The organism is Microcoleus sp. S28C3 (assembly GCF_036700785.1).
Taxonomy (GTDB): Bacteria; Cyanobacteriota; Cyanobacteriia; order Cyanobacteriales; family Microcoleaceae; genus Microcoleus; species Microcoleus asticus.
The window spans coordinates 63419-83015 of sequence record NZ_JAUBPO010000002.1; the positions used below are offsets into that span (position 1 = coordinate 63419).

The 19597-nt window shown below is 44.1% G+C and carries 23 protein-coding genes; 17 read left to right on the forward strand and 6 right to left on the reverse strand.

Annotation, left to right across the window (positions count from 1 at the left end):
• Positions 1–234: 234 nt before the first annotated feature.
• The 3 genes from QUA13_RS00965 to QUA13_RS00975 all read left to right on the forward strand — a co-directional run bounded on the left by QUA13_RS00965 (position 235) and on the right by QUA13_RS00975 (position 1882).
• On the forward strand, positions 235–534 hold the full coding sequence (locus QUA13_RS00965; protein WP_333195925.1) for a hypothetical protein: 300 nt from the start codon (positions 235–237) through the stop codon (positions 532–534).
• 386 nt (positions 535–920) lie between these two features.
• Positions 921–1367, forward strand: a complete 447-nt coding sequence (locus QUA13_RS00970; protein WP_015211867.1) for a DUF6932 family protein — start codon at positions 921–923, stop codon at positions 1365–1367.
• Complete coding sequence (locus tag QUA13_RS00975) at positions 1364–1882, forward strand: DNA-binding protein (RefSeq protein ID WP_333195928.1); 519 nt, start codon at positions 1364–1366, stop codon at positions 1880–1882. The genes QUA13_RS00970 and QUA13_RS00975 overlap by 4 nt, the downstream gene beginning before the upstream one ends.
• A gap of 80 nt (positions 1883–1962) precedes the next feature.
• Here QUA13_RS00975 and QUA13_RS00980 read toward each other — a convergent pair whose 3' ends face one another.
• Both QUA13_RS00980 and QUA13_RS00985 read right to left on the reverse strand, forming a co-directional pair.
• Positions 1963–2286 (reverse strand): hypothetical protein, encoded by a 324-nt coding sequence (locus QUA13_RS00980; protein WP_333195930.1) that lies wholly within the window; start codon positions 2284–2286, stop codon positions 1963–1965.
• Positions 2287–2427: 141 nt separating this feature from the next.
• The gene (locus tag QUA13_RS00985) at positions 2428–3402 is read right to left on the reverse strand and encodes a tyrosine-type recombinase/integrase (RefSeq protein ID WP_333195931.1); all 975 of its coding nucleotides are present in this window, start codon (positions 3400–3402) and stop codon (positions 2428–2430) included.
• A 252-nt stretch (positions 3403–3654) separates the two neighbouring features.
• Here QUA13_RS00985 and QUA13_RS00990 point away from each other — a divergent pair, with 252 nt between their 5' ends.
• Complete coding sequence (locus tag QUA13_RS00990; protein ID WP_333136127.1) at positions 3655–3891, forward strand: hypothetical protein; 237 nt, start codon at positions 3655–3657, stop codon at positions 3889–3891.
• 688 nt (positions 3892–4579) lie between these two features.
• Here the strand turns inward: QUA13_RS00990 and QUA13_RS00995 are convergent.
• From QUA13_RS00995 to QUA13_RS01005, 3 genes are all read right to left on the reverse strand, one after another.
• A complete protein-coding gene (locus tag QUA13_RS00995) occupies positions 4580–4834 on the reverse strand; it encodes a hypothetical protein (RefSeq protein WP_333195934.1) in 255 nt (84 codons plus the stop codon).
• 691 nt (positions 4835–5525) lie between these two features.
• A complete protein-coding gene (locus QUA13_RS01000; protein ID WP_333195936.1) occupies positions 5526–5801 on the reverse strand; it encodes a hypothetical protein in 276 nt (91 codons plus the stop codon).
• A complete protein-coding gene (locus QUA13_RS01005) occupies positions 5783–8764 on the reverse strand; it encodes a DUF3987 domain-containing protein (RefSeq protein ID WP_333195938.1) in 2982 nt (993 codons plus the stop codon). Before QUA13_RS01005 ends, QUA13_RS01000 begins: the two co-directional genes overlap by 19 nt.
• Positions 8765–9053: 289 nt before the next feature.
• Here QUA13_RS01005 and QUA13_RS01010 point away from each other — a divergent pair, with 289 nt between their 5' ends.
• The 5 genes from QUA13_RS01010 to QUA13_RS01030 all read left to right on the forward strand — a co-directional run bounded on the left by QUA13_RS01010 (position 9054) and on the right by QUA13_RS01030 (position 11822).
• Positions 9054–9419 (forward strand): helix-turn-helix domain-containing protein, encoded by a 366-nt coding sequence (locus QUA13_RS01010; RefSeq protein ID WP_194060227.1) that lies wholly within the window; start codon positions 9054–9056, stop codon positions 9417–9419.
• Positions 9420–9834: 415 nt separating this feature from the next.
• Entirely contained in the window at positions 9835–10104 is a 270-nt protein-coding gene (locus QUA13_RS01015; RefSeq protein WP_333195940.1) for a hypothetical protein, read from the forward strand.
• 20 nt (positions 10105–10124) lie between these two features.
• A complete protein-coding gene (locus QUA13_RS01020) occupies positions 10125–10787 on the forward strand; it encodes a 4'-phosphopantetheinyl transferase superfamily protein (RefSeq protein ID WP_333195942.1) in 663 nt (220 codons plus the stop codon).
• 398 nt (positions 10788–11185) lie between these two features.
• Entirely contained in the window at positions 11186–11536 is a 351-nt protein-coding gene (locus QUA13_RS01025; protein WP_333195943.1) for a hypothetical protein, read from the forward strand.
• Positions 11505–11822, forward strand: a complete 318-nt coding sequence (locus QUA13_RS01030) for a helix-turn-helix domain-containing protein (protein WP_333195944.1) — start codon at positions 11505–11507, stop codon at positions 11820–11822. The genes QUA13_RS01025 and QUA13_RS01030 overlap by 32 nt, the downstream gene beginning before the upstream one ends.
• Before the next feature lie 791 nt (positions 11823–12613).
• Here the strand turns inward: QUA13_RS01030 and QUA13_RS01035 are convergent.
• The gene (locus tag QUA13_RS01035) at positions 12614–12757 is read right to left on the reverse strand and encodes a hypothetical protein (protein ID WP_333195947.1); all 144 of its coding nucleotides are present in this window, start codon (positions 12755–12757) and stop codon (positions 12614–12616) included.
• 243 nt (positions 12758–13000) lie between these two features.
• Here QUA13_RS01035 and QUA13_RS01040 point away from each other — a divergent pair, with 243 nt between their 5' ends.
• The 8 genes from QUA13_RS01040 (at position 13001) to QUA13_RS01075 (ending at position 19094) form a co-directional block, all read left to right on the forward strand.
• A complete protein-coding gene (locus QUA13_RS01040) occupies positions 13001–13471 on the forward strand; it encodes a hypothetical protein (RefSeq protein ID WP_333195948.1) in 471 nt (156 codons plus the stop codon).
• Between the two features lie 10 nt (positions 13472–13481).
• Positions 13482–13850 (forward strand): hypothetical protein, encoded by a 369-nt coding sequence (locus tag QUA13_RS01045; RefSeq protein ID WP_333195950.1) that lies wholly within the window; start codon positions 13482–13484, stop codon positions 13848–13850.
• 136 nt (positions 13851–13986) lie between these two features.
• Complete coding sequence (locus QUA13_RS01050; protein ID WP_333184770.1) at positions 13987–14784, forward strand: hypothetical protein; 798 nt, start codon at positions 13987–13989, stop codon at positions 14782–14784.
• A 133-nt stretch (positions 14785–14917) separates the two neighbouring features.
• Positions 14918–15274, forward strand: a complete 357-nt coding sequence (locus QUA13_RS01055) for a DUF3768 domain-containing protein (protein ID WP_194060237.1) — start codon at positions 14918–14920, stop codon at positions 15272–15274.
• A gap of 66 nt (positions 15275–15340) precedes the next feature.
• A complete protein-coding gene (locus tag QUA13_RS01060; protein WP_333195951.1) occupies positions 15341–16048 on the forward strand; it encodes a hypothetical protein in 708 nt (235 codons plus the stop codon).
• A gap of 44 nt (positions 16049–16092) precedes the next feature.
• Positions 16093–16731, forward strand: a complete 639-nt coding sequence (locus QUA13_RS01065) for a Mov34/MPN/PAD-1 family protein (RefSeq protein ID WP_333195952.1) — start codon at positions 16093–16095, stop codon at positions 16729–16731.
• The gene (locus QUA13_RS01070; protein ID WP_333195953.1) at positions 16697–17602 is read left to right on the forward strand and encodes a ThiF family adenylyltransferase; all 906 of its coding nucleotides are present in this window, start codon (positions 16697–16699) and stop codon (positions 17600–17602) included. The genes QUA13_RS01065 and QUA13_RS01070 overlap by 35 nt, the downstream gene beginning before the upstream one ends.
• 373 nt (positions 17603–17975) lie before the next feature.
• Complete coding sequence (locus QUA13_RS01075; RefSeq protein ID WP_333195954.1) at positions 17976–19094, forward strand: ISL3 family transposase; 1119 nt, start codon at positions 17976–17978, stop codon at positions 19092–19094.
• Positions 19095–19597: the final 503 nt, after the last annotated feature.

Genomic DNA, 19597 nt, shown 5'->3' on the forward strand with positions numbered 1-19597 from the left:
GAGCCGACTCCCTACGTAGAAGCAGGAAGTAAGTTTTAAGTGTCCGAGATGTCATTCTTGTCCGCTTTATGTCAATCTTATGTAGCAGATTCACGTTCCATTTTTGAAAGCACAATCTCCATCAAGAACATTTATCCCTTTTTTACTGGGGACAAAAACGCGGAGCGGAGCGTTTTTAGCCTTTTGTAGTGGGAAGTTCCCTGAACTGTATGGCTTTGAGGCAATGTAAATTAAATGTACCGCGATTTGTGCGATCGCTTGTTGTTGCAAAACTTCATGTATTGTCTTGTGCAAGATCGTATCCCGACTTTACCCCGTATTGACAGTCCAGGATTGAGTGGCGGTGCGATCGCATATTTCGATCCGATCGCGTATTTCGATATTATTGTAATTTGTTATTGCAAGTGGGTGCCGCTCGAATCGGTTTTAGAACCGTTGGCTAAAGGTCAAGTTACTGTCGATTCTTTTGGGGGTAATGAAGCCGAGTATCGGGAGTATTTAGAGCGAAATGCTTCTCAAGTTGAGGTAGGATAAGTATTGGTAAAAGTTGGCGAGTTACGCTCGGGATAGCTGCGCCGCGCGTGCTTGAATCAAACAACAGCTAGATGAGAATGCAAATTGCGATCGCGACTTTTTCTACAAGCAATTGAATTTGTGCGATCTCGCACAATGGTTCGTTGTTTTCGTCGCGCGAGCGCTCAAAATACACTTGGTACTTTACCGATCGTACCTCATGCGTTTGAAAACTGTTGCAGGCTGTGCTAGCGTAGCGACTTTTGTCCGATCGAGCGTTCCTGTTACAACTTATTAATTATGACAAATCGCGATCGCTTTTTCCCAAACATTCAGGTATGCTGAGCAAACCAACAGTCATTAAAAACTGACAGTAAAATTGTGTTAAGGTGTAAAGGTGTGAGGGCATGATTCCTAAATTTGATGAGAACGGCAACTTGCCACCGGGAGTGCATTGGTGCGAATGGGAGGAGTTTAAAAATAGATTTGGTACTAATTCTACGAGGCAGCGAATGATAGATGGTTTGGAGTTGGCACTCGCCCAATTAAAAGCAGCAGGCTGTAGAACTATTTATATTAACGGTAGTTTTGTTAGTAGCAAGCCAAAACCAGGTGATTTTGATGCGTGTTGGGAACCGGAAGATGTGGATTACGATTATCTGAGAAAAAATGCCCCGAGATTGCTAAATAATTTAGACCGCAGCGCGCAGAAATCCAAATATAAAGGTGAAATCTTTCGTTCGGACCAACCTGTAGGAGATAGCGGATTAACTTCTTTAGAATTCTTTCTGCGCGACAGAGAGTTAAACCCTAAAGGGATTATAGCCATAGATATATTAAGGTGGGAACCATGATTAAAAACGAAAAAGAGTATGAATCCAGCCAAGAATGCGCCCGCAGATTTGAAGATTCTCTTAAGGCGTTAGAACGAGATGAAGAACTGAAGAAAAAAGACCCTGATGGTTGGCAACTTTCTCGCGATGTCAAACAATCTCATTTGACGGCTTTACAAGCAGAGATTGCTGAATACGAAACACTAATTAAGTGCGAGAGAAATCAGCCGATTTTCATTAAAATTGACAGCATAAATAAGCTGCCAGATGCTTTAATTAAAGCGAGAATAGCAGCCCAAATCAGCCAACAAGAACTGGCTCAAATACTAGGAATTGAAGAACAGCGAGTTAGGCAGTATGAAGATACAGATTATCAATGCGCCAGTTTTGTAGAAATCCTCGAAGTTAGTACGGTTTTAGGCATAGAATTTGAAATCGCCGCGATTCGAGTAGATTTTGAGGAAATAGAAGCTGTCAAACAAAGCGCCCGGAAGTGGCGAAAGGAAAAAATTAACCTGACAGCTAAAGCATCATAAATGTTAGGCCCGATTGGCTATTCCTGATATTAAGCTTCTCAAACAGCCTCAGACAATATAAACTTATTTCCTCTCGTTCTTTACGCGGCAGCCGGCAACTCTTCGGTTTCTTGTCCCAAAAACCGCTTGATGACAATTTCCCGGTAAGCCTCTAAATCGGGCTGCCAGTTTTCCAGAAGCTCGTACAAATGATGCAGCTTTTCCCCTTCTAATTCCCCCGCAATTTCATACTGGAAATTGCCCGAGAACAATACAGCCGGAGTCGGTTCGGCCAGAGTGCAGTTGCAATAAAGCTTCGGCAACGCTCGCCAGTGGCGAGCGTGCCAAAACTGGGTCGATCGGGATGGGGATTGCCTAAAATTTACTGAGTTCGCAGTGGGTTGAGCGCAAAACGCCAGCAGCATTCAACACGTGGAGGCTCGATCGATTTTGGGGCGATCGCCTTTCATCAGAAACTTGGATAGAAACCCCGTCCTTTTTCTTGATGGGATTGCCTGAAATAGAAACAGTTCCCTATTTAACAATCCGAACATACAAATCTAAACTTAGCGCACTAAACTAGCCAGCAGCCCCGACGCTTCCCGCTGCAAACTCTGCCGATTATCATCGTAGCAATTAAGGACGTTCGAGCTCGTATGGCGGCTCAACTTCTGCGCCATTCGCGTATTGCCGTTGCTTGCATCTAACAGCGTCGTAATTGCAGCGTGGCGTATTCTGTGCGGGCTGATTCTTTTAGGAATTCCCGCAGCGGAGCAAGTTGAGAAAACAAGCTTGTAAATAGCATACCCGCTCAACCTCAATCCGTATTCCCGCTTTGTCAAAGCGATAAATAAAGGCTCTTGGGGCATTGCAGCTCCCCGCACGCTCAGCCAATCAGAAATCGCATCTGCCGTCGCGCCGTGCAAGTCAATTAGCTGCGCTTGAGTTCCCCTACCTTTGCCGTAAATATTCAAAGTTCGGGCTAGCGGGTCAAAGTCGCCTATATTGGCTCCGCCGATTTCCCCCCGGCGCAACGCATTGTCCCACAGCAGCCGGAGAACTGCATAGTCGCGCTTTCCCTGGGGCGTACTCCGGTCAGGAATGGACAACACCGACTGCATCGCCACCACATTCTCAGAAGCAACTCGGCCAAACCCTGTAGTATCCCGGTAAGGAACCACCTTCTCTCCTTCAACATCTACCAAACTCCACTCGCACTCGCCCACCTTCCGAGCAAAATTCACCAAACTTTTGATAGCTGCCAGCCGCCGATTAATCGTCGCTTCCTTGAGTCCCTTGTCGATTAGTTTGGCTTTATACTTGAGAACCACCGCGACAGCGGCGAAGCGGTTCAGCCGTAGGAACTCGCGCACCAATGCCGGATGCGGTTCCTGCCCCGTCATTGTCGCAAAGAAATCGTATAAGTCTTTCTCATAAGCACGCCTAGTGTTGACAGAGCGCTTGGCAGCTAACAGCTCTGCCACTAGGTCGCGCGTCGAAGCTATCTCTCCAAAGGAATTAGCAGCGTGTTCTAAGTCCATAGCCGGTCTGATAATTTGCCTTTCCAGACCAGATTACCCGATCGAGAGGTGCAAATAGCACAAGATTCAACCTTGAAAGACAACTTGAATACGTGCAGAAAATTTGCTGGGCTGTAAAAATACTCAGTTTCAATTTTGAGTCTCAACACTACTTATAACTAAAATTTATTGACGATTTGACGATTCTCCTGAACTTCCCTGTTTGTAAAGGTTTCAGCTTCTAACTTTCATTGACGATTATTGACATTGTTTTTGACGATTCTCCCCAAACGCTTTTTCAGCATGGATTTTGGGGATATACTGCAAATTTTTGACGATTTTGACGATTGCTTGACGCCCATCGCCCTATCAAGCTGGCAGGGAAGCGGATTGTCCTTGTTATCGCGGGAGCGGGCGATCGTGAATTTATTGGGATGTGGCTGGGGAATCGTCAATGACGATTTTCAATCGTCAAAGCTGCTATTGACGGGGAAACTGCTTGATGTGTAAGAGTTTCAAACTATCGTCAAATCGTCAATGCAATTTTTAAATTAGCAGTAAATTAGATGCCGGATAGTCCGTCGCGATCGTCCACAACCAACTTGCACCCCAGTATTTTCCGCTTTTCTCCTAACACAGCTTCTACAAAGGGGTTGGGATTCAGTGTCAAGCCGTGAACCAGAGCGCGACTAAAAAAGAAATTTTCTTTGACGATTTGACGATTCTCCTAAACTCTTCTATTTATAAAGCTTTCAGCTTCTAGCTTTTATTGACGATTATTGACATTATTTTTGACGATTCTCGATAAACGCTTTCTCTGCAAGGGCTGTGGGAATGTACTGCGAGTTTTTGACGATTCTGACGATTGCTTGACAACCTCTGGTGGACAAGCGAACTGCCACTATCACATGAACTCGATGTAAGCGAATGAGCAGGACTTACGCAGTTACTCTATATATAGTTATTTAATGTAGACTTTAATTTACTAAAACACTATATATACCGTTTTTTGTAAGTCCCGCGAGTAAGGTCAACAATGAATCGTCAATGACGATTCAGAATCGTCAAAGCTATTACTGACGATTGAAGTGCTTACGGGGTAACAGTTATAGGGAATCGTCAAATCGTCAACACAAAAATAGGACACCACACCATATATGGTGCTATATGGCGCTTGATGTAATTACCGTGAGTAACGTCAGCAGTGAATCGTCAATGACGATTCAGAATCGTCAAAGCTGTTATTGACGACTGAAGTGCTTACGGGGTAACAGTTATAGGGAATCGTCAAATCGTCAACACAAAATTTGGTGTACTTGGAGTTTTCTATGATTCTGACGATTGCTTGACGAGTCCAGCTTGCCGAACTAGCAGTTTGTAGGTTGCCGCTGTTACCAGTATGCTCACCTGCGGGCGATCGTAAATCTCTTGGGATGTGCTGAGGAATCGTCAATGACGATTTTCAATCGTCGAAGCTGTTATTGACGAGGGAACAGCTTGTTCTGTGGGAGTTTCAAACTATCGTCAAATCGTCAACGCAATTTTTAAACTAGCGGTAATTAGGTATCCGGTGACAATTGTGATCGCCCACAACCGACTGGGCTTTATTTAGTTTCTTCCGCTCTTCTCCCAACACAGCTTCTTTCTTGAGGCAACAGACGAAGGTTTCAATGCTCAGCTTTAGCCCAGGCTGCCAACAGTTACAAATTTCGCCCAACGTGCAAGACGATTATAGTGAACTGTTCTCTCTGTAAAGGTTTCAGCTTTTAAGAATCACCAATGATTTTTTACAAAATTTTTGACCACGACTCACCCCGCGACAAAAAATGTGGTGGTTTGATGCGTTACGCTATCACTTCGCACCTTACACATAGAGGTTTTGCGTAAGTCTGGTTGACGATTCTCGCGATCGAGTTCACGACCTATAAGGCAAGAGGGATGCGCTACCTGGTTTTGACGATTGAAGTGCAAATACCCGCTAAGGTCAGATTTCTATCATGCGGTTTGAGGAATGCCCTACCTGGTTTTGACGATTCTGACTCCGGTGCGAGCAGCCCCACCGTGTAGAGCGCTCCAGGCGGGAAGCGCGATCGTCAATGACGGTTGAGAATCGTCACAACTGTCATTATTGATAACGTAATCGCTTACTCTGGAAGACTTTGGAAGAATCGCTGCTGTCGGAGGACGGCATTTTTTGCAAGTTGCCACAAATACCCTGGACTGCACTTGCAACTCGGTTCGCGCGATCGCTCTGCGGGCTTGCAACTAATACCATTTCCGAAAAATTCTGCAACAGTAGCAACTTTTTTGTTGGCTTTGACTTGCGAATCAACCCAACGCTCGTGTTTGTAGCAGGATTTTTCGGAAATGATATAACCGCCAAAACGTGGCCGAGCAACAATTATCTTAGAATGCGCCACTTGAAAGACTTGCCGACCTTTTTCGTTTCACCGAGGTTCATCGAAACCATTTGGTTGAAGACCGCAGCCGTAAAGTCGGTGTTCGACATCTGGCGCAGTTTAGCTCCTGCAACGAGTTCGCGACAGTTGCGGTATGCTTCACGGGTGCTGATCCAACCTTCAGCAACCGTGTCCCGCAACTCTTCTGATTTCTGAATCAGTTTCTGGATGACCGGGACTGTATCGTCCTCATCTTGCTGCTGCCCTTTGTAAAGCACTTCAGCCTGGTTGATGTAGAAGTAGCTGGTGGCGATCGCCTTTTGAATGATCTCGGCCCCAATCGAGGTAGGAATTTCAATCTCAAAAGGCTTCTCGGAATGTTCCCCGCCTGAGAGCTTCCACTCTTCTTTCAACTGCAAGTAAGTTTTGAGGGTGCCGTCCGGGTTTTTCAACTTGCAGATTTCGTGCAAGCAATGCAGGATGAGGGCAATCCGCAGGCAGTACCCACTCCACTTGGACATGGCTAGCTGGAAGCCTTCATTCAGTTCAGCTTCTTCGCGCTCGACCATCGGGTTGAAAAAGTGCTGTTCGTAGTAGTCTGCTGCGGAGTCGCTGAGGTGGTAAGTGATCGGAAAACCCTGGTAAACAGTGCGGTTCGTTTCATCTTTGAGCACTTCGCCTGTCTCCTCATTTTGAACGGGACGATAGTGCATTTTGAGGACGGAAAGTTTGTGGTAGATGTCTTTGAGAAAGGCGTCAATGTCGGGGTAGGGCAGTCGCGTCCGCCGCCGTTTGGGCATCTGGGCCAAGCAGATTACCCACCGGGCCATCCAGCCGCTGGAAATTTTGCGAGGTGTCATCTCTTCGTCAAGCGTCTTGCGCTGGATGGTGCCGGTGATGGGGACGCACGACCTCTCCACCTCGACTCGACGATCGCGGTCAATGAGGATGACTTTGGGACCGCCGCCGTTGTTGAGGGTGAGGTAAAAGGCTTCGTCGTCCCCCTTGCCAGCCCGATATTTGTTGAGGGCTTTGAAGAAGCCGTCGATTTCGTCGCGGTGGACGAGGAAGCCGCGCGGATTTTCGTTGATGGTGCGGATCAGGGCTTCTACGGTGATGTGTTCGACCCAATACTCGCGAGGAACGGGTGGGAGCGGGAGTTCTTCTGGCGGGCTGTCAGAGTCTCGATTTTGCTGGGTGGCTTTTTGTGCTTCTTTGTAGCTTTTGAGGGCAATGCAGTATTCGCTGTTGGCATCCTGCTGCAAGAGCCGGATGGGGTTGACCATAACTTCTTGAGTTTGACTTTTAAGCTTCCCCGACCGGGCGGTGCTGATTGTCCACAGCACGCAGGACTTTTGTCTGAATCCAGGCCAAGCAACAATTTCAGCGGCCGTGCCGATCGCGCAGCCGAAGGTTGACCAACCTACTGTCATCAGGTGTTCGGCGCTGGTGGGCATTGCAGCAGCGATTTGTGCCAGGATGCAGGCAATTTCAGGCGGTAAAATTTGGTGCAAGTCGAGACTCTGCTTGCGCTTGCTAACTAAATCTTCAATAAGGGTTTTTTCGCTTTCGACTTCTGCGAACTGCCATTCTTGCAGTCGGGTTAAAACGATTTGTTCGACGTATTTGGGGTCGAGTTCCAAAGCTTGAGCGATTTGGGCGCACTCGGATCTTCTTTCTGACAGGGGAATGTTGCCCCGTTCCAGGAGCCGATCGATATATTTGAGGAGCAGGTTTTCTTTCTGTTTGCTGTCAGAATCCGGCGGGTAAAAATTATCTGTAACCTCACCGTTGTTTGGCGGGATGCTCTCTGGCGCATCTGCTTGTAACTTTTGAGAATTGAGCTGCTGCTGGCTCGCGGTCGGTGATGCCCTGGGGCGCTTGTCGATACCCCATTCTCCTAAAATCCTGTCTTTAATGTGAGGGGGGCATGAAGCCTGGAAGGTTTCTCGATCCAGCCGGTAAATCTTTTTCCAGCAATTTTCAGAGTCTCCGCTGTGATATTCGGCGGCGGTTTGGCAAGCGGAGGGGCTAATGGTTTTGAGGATGCGCTGCCATTTGTAGGGATCTCGGCTGCTGTCTTCCATTTGCCCCCAGGCGTACTCGGCTAAGATTTCAGTGGTGCCGGAGTAGGAGATACTGTAGCGGTGGCAGAACTCTTCCCAGCCGTAACATTCGGAGGCGAGAGCGGTCAGGGCGTCGGAGCGATCGCCTGTTTTGGCACCACCTGTCAGAATTTCAAGGGTGCGGGGGGAGATGAGGTCTTCTAGGCGAATTGCGCCGGGGACGTAACTTCCTACAGAACGGGGCGAGGTGTTGGCAGGAACAGACGGGTGCTGTTGCCGTGTTGGGTAAATACCAACATCTTCCGGTTTGGCAACTGTAGGCGGATATGCAACAAAATACTCCCAGCGGTATGGGATGCCGTTCGCGCCGACAGTAGGGGGCAGCAGGGTGTGACCGCCGTTTCGGGCAAGCAGTTCGCCCATTCGGGACCTGTCTCGATCTAGGCTGAAGGCTGTCCAATCTGGTTCTTCTGTGAAGGCGAGGATGACTCGGTATCCGCCCGAAGGGGTGCGAAATCGAGGGGCGACATTCAGGAGGGGGTAGTCGTTGAACCACTGTTCAAGGCGCGCCTCAAAAGCTTGTGACGAGGAGAAGACTTTTTCTTTACGATCTAGATCGACAAAGGCGATGTAGTGGCCCTGTGTATTAGGTCCGCCGCCGAGAGTGCCGATGCCAGTGGTGTGGGCGAACCACTTCGCTAAGTTTGCCTGAGTTGGCAATTGCTTTTGATAGGGTTTCCAACTGACTTTGACTGCTTTTCCTTTCTGGTTTATCCAAGCAGGCGCTTTGCCTCCGGGAACGTTGCAGTCCCTTTCGCATTCCTTGGGACATTCCGGCAGCGCAGGTCTGCCCAAGCAATTGTGGAGCCAGTCGATTGTCTGGGCGATCGTCTGGGGAGCCTGATTAATGTCGCTCATCGGTGCACCTCCAAGCGATATGAGAGGAATTAGGCGATGCCTGTTTTGACATCTTCCAAGTCCCTGCGAGGGTTACCGAGAAGTTTTTGCTAAAAATTTGGCAATCTGTGTTGGCAAACCTCCTAATTTTGCTAAAGTTAAATAGCATCCAATTTTGCCTCCCCAGCCAAAAAGCTTTATGCAGCTGTGGATGCAGGTCAGTCTTCATCAAAAACCTCCATTTTGACCCCAATCATTTACCAATAGTAAATCTAGATTCACCCACAGTGAATTAAGGTGACAAATCTTAATGCTGATTTATGAAGCCTTCCACAATACGTTGAAACGTTATGACATCAGTGGCAAAGCCCTAGCTGGAGTTGCTGGGGTCAGCGAGAGTCTTGTGTCGCAGTTTAGGCACGGCAAGAAGGGTGTAACGGACGAGATGCTCGACAACCTGTTGCAGGCGATGCAGAAGATTGCTCCGGGAGCACGCAAACATTTTTGTTCGCTGGTAGCTGGGGAGCTGGTGGAAGGAGCGGGTGTGGAGAATGCAATTAAGGAGATTTCTGCTGAGGATATTCCTGAATTGTTGATGGCGATCGCGCGTTGCTGGAAATCAGTTGACCATCCATCAATTTATGCAACAAGTGCGTTGATGGAGTTCCATCGCTAAAATGGTAGCACTCTAAGATAATAGATGTAGCGCCAAATTTTTAATAATTTTATACCTGCAAAATTCATATTTAATGAAAATTAATATTTAGTGTGATATGGAATTAATTTAACTACTTAATTTACCCAAATATAGCAACAAAAAGTAGTTATTTATCAACTACAACTACCATTTCTTCACTAGATTTGTTCCTAATTGATACTTATTTGTTATTGAGGTCTCTGGTGGTAGGCCTAATTGTTTGCGAAAATCTGAGTCCTACTTAGCGAGTTACCAATTTTTAGCAGTCGCATCCGCTAGCCTTGCACCTCACATTCCCGATCCATAGCCAATGCACGCTCTGTCAGAACCGGAATTGTTGCATGAATTGCATCGTCTCAACGGTATCCCTAAAGAAGTTCTATAAAATTACGAAATGATGCAACTACTGATTCCTATTGTGCGGGCAGATTTAGCAATTGATGAAGTCTATGTTTATACTAACGAAGCGCCATTAGAATGTCCGATTACTGTAATTGGTGGTTTGCAATACCCCGAAACGAGTCCCGATATTATTGAAGGTTGGAACAAACATACAATCGCTTTTTGTTCGCTGCAAATGTTTCCATACCATCACTTTTTTTTTAAGAGATATCAGTTGCTTTTGCTTCAAGCTACTTGTCAAAAATTGCAGCAAAATCAATAATTTTTCACGGCTTACGACTAATGATGAATACTAATATAATTGAGTGGAAAATACCCCCAAAAGACCTAATACTTAATAGCGATGAGGTTCATGTTTGGCGCGTTGATCTGGAGATGAGAGCATCTTGCCTACAAAGCTTGCAGGAGAGTCTCTCTACTGACGAACTTAAAAGAGCAGAGCGTTTTTACTTTCAGAAAGACAGAGCGCATTTTATCGCAGCTCGCGGTATTCTCAGAAAAATTTTGGGCTGCTATCTAAATAAAAATCCTAACGAACTGCGCTTTAGCTATAACCCCTACGGAAAACCATCTTTAGTTACCGCAGTATCCGAATATAAACTTTGCTTCAATTTGTCTCACTCTCACGGAATTGCTCTCATTGCTGTGGAGCAAAATCGAGAAGTTGGCATTGATATTGAACGCATTCGTAAAGATTTTCCCTACCAGCAGATAGCCGAAAGTTTTTTTTCGCCTTTTGAAAACGCCGTATTGCGCTCGCTCCCCGAACATCAACAACTGAGAGCTTTTTTTACCTGCTGGACTCGCAAAGAAGCCTACATCAAAGCGGTAGGTAAAGGTCTTTCAATTCCTTTGGATGGATTTGATGTTGCGATTGCGCCGGGAGAACCAGCAGCACTGTTAAACTTTCTGAAAAATCCAAAAGAAGTTTCCGATGGTCTTTGATTGAGTTAGTCCCCGGTTTAGATATGGTAGCAACTCTTGCCGTTGAGGGCGATCGCTGCCAACTTCTCTGCTGGCAGTGGCAATACTCCTGCTAATAAATCCTAGAAGGGATTCTGGTTGATCAAACGCAGCCGATTTAAGCAAAGTTTTAGTACCTTCTCTCGGACAAACAGCAGTCTAGAAATTAATTGCAGCGGGCAAAAAAGGAGTCAACGCGATTAGGCGGAGTCTCAAAAAATTCATAGCCTAGTCAGAGTTTGAATTTGAAAATAGTCGGTCAAATATAGATTCCAATTGATTGATTCAAGGAGATGTCGCGCTGCAATTTCTTTATCAAGAAATTGGTCGGAAAATCTATCAAAACAAATCTGTTGCAATAGATGCACAGTTGAGAACTCATGTCAATCTCAAAAGGAAAGCGAGATTTGATTTCGGGCCTGCCACTAAAACAGTTGAAGGATATACCACCTTCAACTGAGTTGCCTGCAAATTTTGCCCAAATTCATCCCCCGCGCTTTGAGTGTGGCGAGATGGTGCGCTGGACTGATGTTGGTGAAGAAGGTGACAGAGGAATGGTTATAGGCAAATTTTACAACTATGAACAGCGTCAGCGTTGTTGGATGTGGTGCTACATCATTTGCCTTACTCCTGATTCCAAGAGTGCAAAGTGGTGTCAGTTTGATACTGCCTGGGAGGAAGATTTGGAGAAGTTTGAGGATGATAAAAAAGCAGCAGACTTTGACAGATAGAGAACGCAATTTGATTGCAGTTTACAGTGAATGCCAATTGCAAATGACACCGAGGCAGTTTTATGCAAAGTGGGGAGTGAGTTATGAGGAAATTGCTTTTATTTGTTCTCGTTCTGATTCTACAGTGCGGGGTTGGTTTAGAAAGGGGAAAAATCGCAGATTTCCTACTGCTGTCGATTTGCGTCATTTGGCTTTAATGGATTTTCTGCTGGAACACTTTGAGGAAATCCCAGAGGCATTGGTGGCTTTCCTGTGTCCGCCTTGCGAAGAGAATAGCCTGGATTAATAGTAGCGGCGCGTATAACGGAAAGACTGTTTAGGGCAACGACTGTATACGTTGTCGCAATCATATACTGCTGACTTGTTCTAACAGTTTTGTTGGCTGCTATACATCAAGCTTTTTCAGCATCAAAAAATAATTTGAGCTTGTCTTAGCACAAACCTCGTCAAATATCAATGTCACCGTGACCTGTCTTTGACAAGATTATTCAATTACTGTCTTGGCAAGCAATGAAACAAGAGCACAATCTGTTACTTTTACTGCTGAGGTACTAAAATGACCTACTCTGAAAAATTGCACCCGTGGTGTATCATTAGCCTGCTTCCTAATTGTCAGCGTGTTATTGTGGCACGATTTCGTAAGAGAAACGATGCAGACGATCATCTACGGGTTTTGCAGCGATTAGTGAAAACGCGCACATTTGTGATTATTTTTGACATGCAACCAAAGCCTACTGTGCCTAAAGAATAACGGCGAATGCAGCGAAGGTTTGAATTTGAATTAATCGAGATACCTGCGTTAGTTGAACAAACCGACTTTCCAGCGATTTCTCCCAGCGACAGAACCTACTGATAGCTGGGAGAATTTTTTATATATTTTACCGATCATCTACTAACTACAACTTTTTATCATAGTGTTGATTTACGCTCTAAAGCGATCGCATTTGTACGGATAGTTACAATTGCATAAGTAAATATGCTCTGATTGATAGCTGTGCAATCGTAGATGTGGCTAATAGTAATATAGCTTGCGAGCGCAATAGATATTCCTTCTCTATCAATACTTCGGAATTTTTGCTAGTTTTTTTGAGAGATGGCTCTGGCGCAAGGTTCGTAGGTGGCTAATGTTGCGCTGAGTTTTTGGATTTCTTGCCATAGCTCTACTATCAAGGCTTCTTTTGCCTCGTTCAATAGTTGCTTTAAGTCGGGGAGTTTTTCCATTCCTTTATCTAATGTCTATCTCGTCTTCTTGTCAAGGGGGTTGAGCAATTACAATCAAAGAATCAATAGAGACAAGTGCGACCGCATCTTGTCGGACAGATAATTAATGGGAATTAATTAAGAAATTTCTTGGGAAACACGCTTACCGTTAAAACTTTACAAAAAATAGATCGTTAAAAGCAAGGCCGCGATCGCGGCAATTTTTGAGAATAAGCTGCACTTGCTTGTACTGCGAATCCAGCCATGACCCAAATAGAACCAAATTCCGAACTAACTGGAGAGGAGATTCCACTTTCAGCTACTCAAAAAGTGGGTGAAACCATCAACAAAACTGAGAACATTTCACAGAGTCCTGACTTACTTGATGAAGGAGAATCAGAACCTTATGAATTCAATTTTTGTACAGTCAAAATCCACATTATTATGCGACCAGACGACGGGCATCCCGAAGGGCGAATCGTAGAAATTACAGCAACGAGCCACGACGACTTACCATTATTAACACAAGTTAGAGAGAACTCAATTGGAGCTTGGCCAAGTGCTTTACAAGAATTGCTCCAGCGGTTAGCCTCCAATTTACCTAACCGAAAAGTGAGTGCTCAAATTCGCTCTTCTTTACGTCCACCCCGCAAGAAAGCTAAACCAATCCCTCAACACCCTACTGATTCACCCGTCAATAAGGGTGAAATCGGAGTCCAAATTTCCTTGTTTTAAAGAGGTAAAAATGAGTCTAATAGAATACGAATGCAGACAAATTGAACTGCCCAACGAAATTACTTCAAATGATGAAAAGTTACTCGAAGTCCTGCTTCCTTACTTCCCGGAATTAAGCGAAGCTACGATTGAAAGAAAAGCAGGTCAACCCATTAAAATCATCAAACAAGCCAAGACAAAAGGTGTAGAAGAGTCGCAAAAAAAACTATCCGTACTGCATAAAAATTGCGTATTTCAATGCCAGATAAAAACTCATCAAATCCTCCCCCCCATTCCCCACTCTCCTCACTTATGGCAGCACCAGAAGAACCGAATCAAGCTGTCCAACTCACTTGGGCTCTCCAATGTGAATCTATCAACGGTTATGTTACTCCGCTAACCTTAGCAAGTCGCACTCAAGAAATCTCTCAAGCAATAGCGAGAGGTGAACAAGAACTACAGCGATTTAAAGCAACTCTCAAACAACTGCAACTTGCGCCAGCTATTGCACATCCCCAAATTCCCCTGAATTTTTAATGCCTGCAACCATTTTGTCTGTGTCGCAAGCCATCGCTGGTTTGCGACACTCCTACCCAGTAACCAAGCCAATTGAAGCGATTGAATTTCTCCAGCAAACGCTTAATAGTATTCAAATACTAAACCTTTACCAACACTTTTTTCCAACTGAATTTACCACCAGTACCAGTTCTATTTACTCTGATAGTCCTGACATTCATAGCCCCCGCGAATTAGAATTTTTCAGTCGGCTTGACGAAACAGAACTTATCCCTATCAGCCCCTGGCAATTAGAAATAGCCCAAGAAGAACGCCTCGACGAACTCCTGATAGAGCCTTGGGGGTTAGATTGGTTGAGCTATGAAGATTATGATATTGAGTCATTAGCCCCTGAGTGGCAAATCTTGCTGCCTCTAACTTCTAAAGGACTAGATTGGCTAACTGAAAATGACGCACAAGATTGGTATGAAGAGGAATTTAACGTTTTATTTTCTCACGTTTTACCACCCGATAGTATCAATTATCTGCAATTCCAAGAGCTTTGCTCTCTGGCTGACTTTCCCATAAAATCAGTGCCAATTGTACTAAGTTTCCTCAATTATTCAACAGGTAATATTTGGCTAGACGGCTGCGCTCAAGACGAGTATCAATTTAGAGAATGGACAGTCGAAAACTTGATATCTTTATCAGCGCAATGGCAAAGTGCTAAAGAAGTAATAACCCAAGCTCAACAGGTTATCGACTGGCTTGCTACTGACCGCCCTCGACGTTTTCAGCAAATTCTTGAACTCTGGAACAAGAGCACTTTGTCAATTTGAATTACCTATGAATCCAAATAATTACGATTGAAACTCTCAAGTCTAAAAATGCTGAGCTCCCCGCTTAAGCGTATTCATTGTGAAGCAGCAACCGCTAGTGCGGTTGTAGCTGTTGGAAATTGAGGTCTTAACCATGACTGAAACTCTAACAACAACCGAAAGAATTGCACGTCTCAATGACCAGTTGCGTCAAGGAAATACCAAAATTGGTGAAATTCGGATCACTCAAACTGTAAAAGCTCTTCCTCCTGAATACCAACAAAAATTACTGCAATTAGTAAGAGATTTTAACAGTTTTGAATCGGGCAACGACCCCTACGGAGAACGAGATTTTTTTGCCATTCAACTGGATAGCAAAAACTACTTTTTCAAAATTGATTATTTTGACAGAAAAGCTTGGCTGGACAACCAAGAAGTGAGTTCAGAATGCCCAGAAAACTCGGATAAAACTTGGAGAGTTGCTACCCTAATGAAATCGAATGAATACTAATTTTCAAGTAGGAGCTAACCTTACCTATCGGGTTAGCTCTATAACCTCTATCAATTTTAAGCTATTATGCAACATTTGTCAGGAGAAGCCTTCCGTGAAATTCTGCAAATAGCTCCCCGACAGCTAACAGAAATTGATGCTGAATTACTGTTCATCAAAGAACAATACCTGTTCCATTATCGAGAAGGGACAAAGGAACACTACAAACTACTCTCCTCTGTCAGTTTGAGAACTGCATTTTCTCACGAGCCAATTGATACAGGTTGGATGCCTCCAGGAGTCATAAGGTGGGGAACTAATTCTCAAGGAAATTGGGTAGTAAAATTCATACATCCTGCTCAATATAACCTCCACTTTGATGATATTGAACCGATTACTATTCCGCTAACCGCTTTGGTATTGGTAGGACAGAACACTCAATATTGGGTATGGGCAACTGATGTCGCCACCTTCAACCCAGAGGCGAAAGCTTACCATACTCCCTTACCAAATATCCACCCAAACGGTTTAATTTGCTGGGGACAAAATACTCCCCCGGTTGCTTCAACTCAAACCATTGATATTGCTTGGCAAACTTTCATCACTACTCCTTTCAATGCTGACTTATCCAGCCAAAAAAGCCGAAAGTTTCCCCAAGATGTCAGAGAACATCTGAAAAGTTTAGCCTTGAAAAAAAGGCGTTCCTATCCTGTTAAAGATTTAGTTGAAAGCAGGTGCAACCAGTCAATTAACTCTTTAATAGAACACCTTTTATTGATTGCTAACCCTATCTAGGCATTGCACTCAACATTTTTCTTTCAACCGCCAAGTTTAAGTTAATGCTAAAACTTTTTAACCACATTCATGCCTCTATTCCCTTGCCTCCCATTGCTACTGGAGTATTCTGCGAATACGTTACAGCTTCTAACGGCGTGTTTGTGCGTTCAGTTCGCCCCGGACTAGAGGCAATGATTCCTATTGCAAATTCAGCGCCCAATACTATCAAAGGGTTGCCATCTATAGAACCGTACTTGCACCTTGACACTCGTTCAGTACCATTAGAATTACTCCTTTCTATGTGTACAAAATCTGCATTTTGCAAAGATAATAGTGGGAATCTCACAGAGATTTTATTTCACCTATCCCTTGACAGCCGCAATCAATGGCAACTGACAATTCCACTCCAAACAACTACACGAACAAGCTGCCAACCTCTTGATAATTTATCCTGCTCAACTGCCTTAATTGAATGCCACTCTCACGGAGAAATGCCTGCTTTCTTTAGTAGCACAGATGATGCTGACGAGCGCGGGTTTAGACTCTATGCAGTCTTGGGTAAAGTTAATACTTTAAATCCTGAGATTTTAGTCAGAATCGGAATTTTCGGACACTATAGCTTAATTAAAGCTAGTTCTGTATTTGAAGAGCCATATTTTATCACCGATGCTTACCAAAACTCCCTTAAACCTCGACTTTGAGTACGCCAATTCTACCCCTCTCCTCCTCAAAGATTACTCTCACCTACACTTGTGGCTCGTTGGCTGTGGGGGCACTGGCTCTTATGTAGCTGAAAGTTTAGCACGATTAGCTTACGTTTTCAAACAACGTGGTAAAAATGTCAATGTTGCCTTTGTTGACCCTGACATTGTTGAAGAGAAAAACTTGGGAAGGCAGAGATTTTGTCAATCTGAACTCGGATTGAATAAAGCCGCTACTCTTGCTTTGCGTTACAATCTTACCTGGGGGCTAGAAATTAGTGCAATTCCTGACTATTTTGACCCCAAATTGGTAAAATCATACTGGAATGATTTGGTAATTATCACTGGCTGCGTTGACAATAGTGCGGCTCGTCGTTCCCTCGGCAAAACACTAGAAAGTAACCGCCACTCTGATATTCCAAGAATCTGGTATCTTGATGCTGGCAATAACTTTGATAGCGGTCAAATTCTACTAGGTAGTCATAATTGTGGTGAGGGGTTAATTACTCACCTAGATCAATTTGAGAAAACAGGCATTATGGGAGCGTTACCCTCTCCTATTTGGCAGTGCCCCAATTTGAGAGAATCCCAGCCTGAAGAACTGGCAAATACCTATTTATCTTGTGCTGAGTTAGCCACTATTAACGCTCAGAGTCTCACAATTAATCAGGGGATGGCCTCCATTATTGCTGACTATTTATTCCGTCTCACTTTGACGAATGACTTGCGCAGGTTTGCCACTTTCCTTAACCTTAAATCGGGTTCTATGCGCTCGGAATTTATCAGTTTTTCATCTCTTAAAAGGTTTGCAAGAGGGGGAGGGGGAAGGGGAAGGGTGGAAAAAGGAAGGGAAGAGGAAGGGGAAGGGTAGAAAAAGCTGATTATTTGGGGAGGGGAAAGGAAGGCTTCGCCGTGAACTATGCGGCTCGACTGAGCGACATTCGGCTTGCGCTCAATCGAGCCACAATTCGGCTAAGCTCATGGTCGAAGCCTCACGCCGAAGTCCGACGGGAACCCCGCTTACCGAACGTCCGAATGGAAAGTTATAGGTTATTGTTAGCTTTTATTAAAGAGAAAAAGCTAAAATTTATCCTTCCTTCCCCTTCCCCCTCTTTTACTTTAACGAGATTTTTTCGGATTTAATACTGTGTGAATTGCCCGGTCTAAAAACTCGATAAACTCACTGGGTTAAGTATAAAATTGACTCTTTCTGGCTCTTCTGGGTTTGAGGGGATTAATGTATAATGAGATACAATGAATACGTGGTGATAGGCATGGACTTGCATCTTGATAGGTTGCTAAATTTACCAAATACAACCATCGAAAGTTTTACGGAAGAAGAAAATAAAATTATTCTCAAGCTGAGATTCTTACATGATGAAGCTCCTTGCCCCCATTGTAATACGCAGAGTAGAAAATTAAAACAAAATCGACCGATACTGATTCGAGATTTATCAGTATTTGGCAAAGTAATTTATTTAAATACGCCACGCCGCCAATTTTATTGTCATCAGTGTCAAAAACATTTTACGGAAGAATTACCCTTTGTAGATTGGGAAAGACGATACACACAAAGAGCTGAAGAGTATGTTTATCAACGAGTGCAAAGTGCGAGTGTAGAGCAGGTAAGTCGAGATGAATTTTTGAGTTGGGATCAAGTACAGGGAATATTTAACCACCAATTTTCTCTCAAAAAAAAGGAGAATTGGGAAGAAGTAAAACGGGTGAGTATTGATGAAGTGAGTAAATGCAAAGGACATCAAAATTTGGTCACGGTCGTATCAAATATTGACTTAGGAGAATTGCTAGAAGTGATTGATAGTCATAAACAAGATGACATCATTGAAATCCTTAAGCAGCAACCAATTGAGATCAGAGAGAAAGTTGAGGAAGTCAGCGTTGATATGTGGGGAGGATTTCCAAAAGTTGTAAAAGAGGTATTCCCAAATGCCAAAATTGTCATCGACAGATTTCATGTCATGCAGCCAGTGATCAAAGAGTTAAATCAATTGCGTAAACAAACTGGAGTTAAGATTAAAGGCAGTCGTTTTATCCTGCTAAAAAATAATATTGATTTAACAGAAGAAGAAAAAGTGAAATTGGAAACTGTCTTGAAGTATTCTAAGCGTTGGCGATTAGCTTATACTCTAAAAGAAGATTTTAGGAGTATTTTTGAAACTTGTAAAACCCCTGAAGATGGTCAGGAACAATTGAAAGAATGGCTTCAAAAAGCTCAAGTTGTCTACGGAGCAGTTTTGGAAACAATTCACAACCATCTAGACAATATTTGTAATTACTTTTTAAACCGTACATCTAGTGGTGTGATGGAGGGACTTAATAACCGAATCAAATTAATTAAATGACAAGCCTATGGCTTTTTGAATTTTGTAAACTTTCGTTCTAGATTATTAGCCTGTCTTTCTCATTAGCTTTACTTATCCCCATAAACCCAGAAGAGCCCCGCTAAGTTGAATTAAGAATCAAGTTGAGCAAGTGCGAGAAAATTGGTAACACAGTAGCCGTTATCTAAATTGAATAAAAAATCAAATAAGGAGTATGAGAAAATTGGCAACACAGTAGCCGTTATACCAGCCTTGACAGTCGCGTAAATTGCTGTTGTCGGACTCGCGCTTTGCAATCGGCTAAACTGTTGTTGTCTGATAAAGCTTGACAGTTGGCTAAAGATTTATTCCCTGACTTGGTTTACAGCAGTCGCTCGACTTCCTAGCTATTAACGTGAGTTCGGGTTAAGCCGGAAGCAACAGATTATGGTTGAGCGCAATCGACGGCTTCTTTGGCTGATGGCAATAGGCAATCAACCCACCCAAAATGTTGACAAAGCAATTGACCGGAGAACGATGACGCG